The sequence below is a fragment of the Mediterranea sp. An20 genome (assembly GCF_002160055.1).
In the GTDB taxonomy this organism is placed as follows: domain Bacteria; phylum Bacteroidota; class Bacteroidia; order Bacteroidales; family Bacteroidaceae; genus Bacteroides; species Bacteroides avicola.
Window position 1 is genome coordinate 68903 of record NZ_NFJV01000018.1, and the last position, 6022, is coordinate 74924.

The following is a 6022-nucleotide window of genomic DNA, read 5'->3' on the forward strand; positions in this document are numbered from 1 at the left end:
AGGCTTTGAGCGGCGTAAACCTGCATTTGAGCGGCGTAAAGTGCCACTTTAGCGACGTAACTCTGACTTTGGTGAAACTTAAATGAACACAGAGACACAGAGACACAAAGTTTCGTAACTGTTTGTCGGAAAAATGACGGGAGAGGACACGGAGTTCGCGGCTTCGCCGCACACAAGAGGGAAAAATAACTCTGTGACTCCGTGCCTCTGTGTTCTGTATCATCAACTGCCCGCAGCATCCTTCACGCCTTCACCACCCTCCAACCCATTGATTTCCGGAAAGTTCCGGTGAAAGATGCTGCCCTCACGCTGCTTTCACGACTCCTTTTAGCCTTTAGTGGAAAGGTATAACAAGTCGGCTCCCCATATAGATTGTACCGCTCTTCCATACCTCGGCAGTCCGGCTCCCCAATAAAGACCGTGAAAGATGCGTGAGGGCAGCATCTTTCACAGCAACCTTCTAAACCACAACGATTTGAAAGAGGGTGAAGGCGTGAAGCCGGCAGGCATATACTTCCACGCACATAAAGGGATAATCAACGACAATCCGCTCTAACCAACTATAACCTGCATTTTGTGGTACAGAATCAATTTCCCGCTTGACAAATGCCATCGGCAAGTTGTATATTTGCGGAAAATCATTTCAAAAACAGAAAGCCCATGAACCTGATTACCCGTTTGAGAAACTTCTTCTATGAGACACAAACACCCCAACTGCCGAACACTGCGAAGAATGCCGCAGCAGACCACACCCTTCTTTACCAACAACTCCTGTCTGCCCTGCAGCAAGCGTGTGCCGATGTGCCCGGCGGGAAAGCCTTCCTCATCTGCGGCAACGGAGAATTCGGCATCCGGCTGACCTGGACTCCGGAGGCAACCGCTCCTGCCACTCCCAAACAGGTCTACTGCATAGAGGGCAATGGCGAAGTGACCGGATGGGAAGAACAGCAAGCAACGGAAATGGCTGAGGAACAGCCAACAAAGCTCACACAGTCCCCAACTGTCCAGGATTCTTCCCCGAAAAAGGAAGAGAAAGCCCCGAAACAGCAACAGATCATGCAGCAGCTCATCGGATACCTGGAGGAACACTACAGCTTCCGCTATAACCGCCTGGCAGACCGCACGGAATGTGCCGTAACCGGTACAGGCGAAGCAGCTTATATGCCCGTAGACCAACGCACCCTCAACAGCATCGTGCTCCGCGCTATGGATGAGGGCATCGCCTGCTGGGACCGCGACGTGAAACGCTACGTTGAATCGGCACACGTGCCGGCTTATCATCCCTTTATACACTATTTTGATAACCTGCCCGAATGGGACGGCAAGGACCGGGTGTCAGAACTGGCACGGCGTGTGTCGGACGACGGCCTTTGGATAAACTCCTTCCACCGCTGGATGCAGGCCTGTACCGCCCAGTGGATGGGCAAGGAAGCATACAGCCAACGCGCCAACAGCGTAGCACCCATCCTCATCAGCACGCAGCAGGGTCTGGGCAAGTCCACCTTCTGCCGCATGCTCCTGCCCAAGCCCCTGCAGGACTATTTCACCGAAAGCTTTGACCTGAACAACGCCTCCGGCGCGGAAAACAAATTGGCAGCCTACGGTCTGATTAATATTGATGAGTTCGACCGCCTGCCCGCTACCCGCCTGCCCCAGTTGAAGAACCTGATGCAGATGGAGAGCCTGCGCATCCGTCGAGCCTACAAGAGGAATGCCGAGCCCCTGCCCCGCATCGCCTCGTTCATCGGCACGAGCAACCGACTGGACCTGCTGACGGACCTGAGCGGCAGCAGACGCTTCATCTGCGTGGAGGTGGAGCGTGCCATCGACTGCACCACGCCCATCGACTACGGACAGCTTTACGCGCAGTTGAAGCACGAGATAGAGCGGGGCGAACGCTACTGGTTCAGCAAGGAGGAAGAAGCCGCCATCCAGCAGTCCAACCGGAAATTTTACCGCGTAACGCCAGCCGAAGAACTGGTCGGCACCTGCTTCCGCTTCGTGGAACCGGGAGAGCCGGGCGCCCGCCTGATGTCCGCCGCCGACATGTATGCCGTACTGAAACGGAAGAATGCGGCGGCCCTGCGCGACTGTTCGTGTACGGCCTTCAGCCGACTGCTGGCGCAGATGGGGAGGCGGGTGCATACACGGTATGGGAATGGGTATTGGGTCGTACAAGGCCCAGGGCTCCCTCAACTCCCGGCCCCCTCAACTCCCCCCGAGGGGGAGCTTAGAGATACCTTACGTGTTAGGGAATAGAGATACCTTACCTGTTAGAGAATAGAAAGCTTCCCATTGTATCGGAAGCCTCCCCTCGGGGGAGGTTGGTGGGGCTTCGGGGAGGTTGGTGGGGCCTCTCCGTGAACGATGATTATCCAACAGCCCCCCACAACAAAGCATAATTATAGTCCTAATTCATTCAAATCCAAATAATAAATCTCGTCCGTATTCCAGTCGCGCGTATAGAGGCGGTTGCGTGCCGTATCCAACCACGTGATGAAAAAAGAACAATCAGCTTTGAGCTTGTAGAGCAGATTCCCTTCCCAGTCGAATACGTGAATCATGTCGAACTGAGGAAGAGAGGCTTTCGGGCTTCCGTCCCATGGTTCCTTCCCCCAATAAACGGCATAGATATATTGGTCATTGGCCTGTACGTTGATATAGTATTTTGTCAGATTCTCCATCGTTGTCTGTAGCAAGGAATAATCCGGTCCGTCTTTCATCCGATAACCGACAACCTGGCCGGTGCGTGTATCTATAATATTCAGCTGGGGTAAATTCCTCATGGCCTGTACAATACGGGTTCCGTCCGGTTTCAGGATATCCCACGAATAAAAAAACAAGCCCATTGATTTTTTAGCTTGATTATTTTGTACAGATTTGACTTTGTATATAGGATACTTTGCTACTACTTGACCTGTATATATATCACGTTTCTCATAAAAAGGTGTGGTAGATTCATCCTTAGTGCTATATGAAGCTGAAACATAATTTAGTAACGTATCACCAGTCAAATAGAAGAGAAATAAATTATTACCTAAATTACAAGGCACAATAGTATCATAAACCGTTTCACCTGCTTGAACAGATTGTGTAATGTCCCAAAACAGTAATGACTCAGAATCTGCTTGAAACAAAGACATCAAATGCCCTTCTTTTTCAAAAAATTGATATACAGGATTCATGTGAGAGTATTCTCCAGGACCTTGACCTTTTGGACAAAAACAACCGATTTCTTTGCCTGTATCAACATTAAAGACATCAAGAAGATAGTTCTCATAAGCAGGCTCCCAGCACACTAAAAGTGAATCATGTACAGCTATCATACCTGCATAATCTCCTTCCAGAGGCACATGTTTGGCGATTACGTCTTTAGTGACCACACGACTGTCATTGATGTAACGAATTTCACCATTAAACAGTTCCTTGTCGGTTTGGTTATTGCACGCAGCAAAAAAGAATATAACCGTGATGAATAATAATGAAAATTTCATATTTAGATTTCTTAAAAAATGAGCCTTTTTTATCATACCAAACAGTAATGATAAAAAAGGACTCACCTACTTTATTGATTAATTAGGGTTGCATTGCGCTTGGTTATCAGAGAACCAACCTTCAATACGCTCACCACATGGTCCAAAATCTGGAAAATCGGCAGTACAATACACCATATTTCCAAAGATTTCGCTTCCTTTAAAATTACAAATCGAACCTTGAATTGTTTCTCCTGTAGCCAAAGCTTCCACATTGGCCAAAGCTGGATCCATCGTTAAGATGTTTGCTTTTTTGTTTTGCAAATACCCAAATGTTGCAACAACAGCTACTACAGCCATAACAGCTATACCTAACAATTTTCTTTTCATACGATAAATTAAAAATATTTGTAAGAACAATATTGAATGTGACATGGACTTCTACCATGTGCACCGTTTATTTTGCATATACTTTATCTATTGAACTACTGATACTTCATTCTTCGAACAGAGATTCTGCTACCTTCCATTAATTTTTGAATATTTGCTATACCTCCTTTTCTAATAGAAACCAGGTTCTATAAGAGTTTGCAAGACTAAATATAAAACCTATTAGAATCATTTCACTGTTCCTATGAAACTTAATTCTACCGATTCCGGTCCGATATTTCCAAATATTTCAACGGTCCGAAAGAAATCACCCGGCTGCTCTGCCGTGTATGCCACTGTGACTATACCCGTCTCACCAGGCAAGAGTTCTTTCCAATCACAAACAGCTTTCGTGCAATCACAAGAAGTAGTGATTCCTTTCAGATGAAAGGAATGAGTGCCTATATTCTGTACAGAAACCAGCTGCTCTCTGACAGTTCCTTTATGTACCACTCCCAAATCGTATTCCCATCGATCCGGCCTCAATTCGGTTATAGCAGCCATTTCTTGCCGGGGTATTTTCAGTAGATATTCCAAATACAAATCCCGTACTCCCAAATTGTAGACCGGACTTCCTATAACTTCCACCCGATTATTCTTATTCAACAGAAGAGTCTGAAACTTGATTTCATGCGGGAATTGATTTAACTTATCCATCCGACCTTCATCGTCAAAACAAACTGGATATTCAAATTTCGAACTTTTCAAGATTCGCGACAATGCTTTTTTGCGATTTGCCGGCAGAATAAAACAGAAAGGAATTCTATCATTCGTTGCTGAATCTACATACGCAATGAACTCTTTCCACCTATCCAATTGCAATTTACAAGTTGTACAACCTAAAGAATCTATATAGACCAATATCTTATAGGGAGCATCCGGAGATAGGATATTATCTACCGTGTCTGTGCCGAATCTGGCAAATACCAAACTATCCGGAAAAAGAATCTCCTTTCCTTGCCAGTCATGAACAAGATTTGAAAATCTTTCCCGTTCCTTATCCTGACAAGAAAAAAAACATACAATGGAAAGAATTCCTACCAGCATCATAAAAATGCTATGATACAGCTTCTGTACTATCATATCCTTATCTGTGTTAAATTTGCCGCAAAATTACTGGCTTTTCTGGAAAGAGGACAGCTAAAATTATCCGAAAAAAACATATCAATTGTCCAAATGTTACCATAATCCGTATTTTCAGCCCTTCTCCCCGTATGGCCAGTGCAGCAAAAGCCCCCATATTGGAATGCACACGCACAGATTTAAGTAAATGTGCAAAACCAAACACAGAGGCACGGAGACACAGAGCCTTTGTTTTCTTGTCCATAGCTTACAGAGTTATACTTTGCGCGGGTTTGAATTGTGCATTTCCACATTGCATGCCTTGCATGCACTCGGCAACCTCAAAGAGGTTGAACGATGGGTAACCGCCGGTGGCTCCCCGAAGGGGAACACCTGCGGATCTGTCTCCTCCTCCCTTCTATCGACCTCGAAGGGGTCGAACCACGCTTATTCTGCCAAAAAGGACCGCTCATCCATCTCAATCCCATTCTTACGAACGAGCTTGAGCATTTGTAGACAGAGGACAGGTTACAAAGGTAGAAGAAGTTGATGAATCGGGAATGAGTCAGTCAGAAGAATGTGGCCGGACATGTATGGTTCGACCCCTTCGAGGTCGACGTGAGAAAAAGAGGATGAGATAATCCGCAGGTGTTCCCCTTCGGGGAGCCACCGGCGGTTACCCATCGTTCAACCTCTTCAAGGTTGCCGAGTGTGCGGGGCAGGAAAGAGTCAGACGTGCGAGGTTCAACCTCTATGGGATTATCAACGCAAGCAAAAATGTGTCGATATGCACAATTCTAACCCGCGCAAAGTATAATTTCCCTTCTCCCGTTTGCGGCGAAGCCGCGGACTCTGTGCCCTCCCGTCATTTTCCCGACAGAAAGTTACGGAACTTCGTGTTTCTGTGCCTCTGCCTTTATTATAATCTCAGAGACAAACTAAACCCGTTGGTGGAATTAAAGGCATAAAACTTTTATGAAGAAAAAGTTGCGCATATTATTGGTATTTAGTAAATTAGAGGTGTCTAAACATCTGATTTACATACACCGTATGCACAA

5 protein-coding genes are annotated in these 6022 nt (G+C 46.4%); 1 reads left to right on the forward strand and 4 read right to left on the reverse strand.

Annotated features, from left to right (window positions below):
• Positions 1-660 precede the first annotated feature (660 nt).
• On the forward strand, positions 661-2259 hold the full coding sequence (locus B5F34_RS11250) for a VapE domain-containing protein (protein WP_162609325.1): 1599 nt from the start codon (positions 661-663) through the stop codon (positions 2257-2259).
• A 143-nt stretch (positions 2260-2402) separates the two neighbouring features.
• Here B5F34_RS11250 and B5F34_RS11255 read toward each other — a convergent pair whose 3' ends face one another.
• The 4 genes from B5F34_RS11255 to B5F34_RS11270 all read right to left on the reverse strand — a co-directional run bounded on the left by B5F34_RS11255 (position 2403) and on the right by B5F34_RS11270 (position 5229).
• Positions 2403-3494, reverse strand: a complete 1092-nt coding sequence (locus B5F34_RS11255; RefSeq protein ID WP_087338905.1) for a hypothetical protein — start codon at positions 3492-3494, stop codon at positions 2403-2405.
• Between the two features lie 78 nt (positions 3495-3572).
• Positions 3573-3863, reverse strand: a complete 291-nt coding sequence (locus tag B5F34_RS11260; RefSeq protein ID WP_162609326.1) for an NVEALA domain-containing protein — start codon at positions 3861-3863, stop codon at positions 3573-3575.
• A gap of 228 nt (positions 3864-4091) precedes the next feature.
• A complete protein-coding gene (locus B5F34_RS11265) occupies positions 4092-4985 on the reverse strand; it encodes a DUF1573 domain-containing protein (protein WP_239448926.1) in 894 nt (297 codons plus the stop codon).
• A 13-nt stretch (positions 4986-4998) separates the two neighbouring features.
• On the reverse strand, positions 4999-5229 hold the full coding sequence (locus tag B5F34_RS11270; RefSeq protein WP_087338911.1) for a hypothetical protein: 231 nt from the start codon (positions 5227-5229) through the stop codon (positions 4999-5001).
• Between the last annotated feature and the right edge of the window lie 793 nt (positions 5230-6022).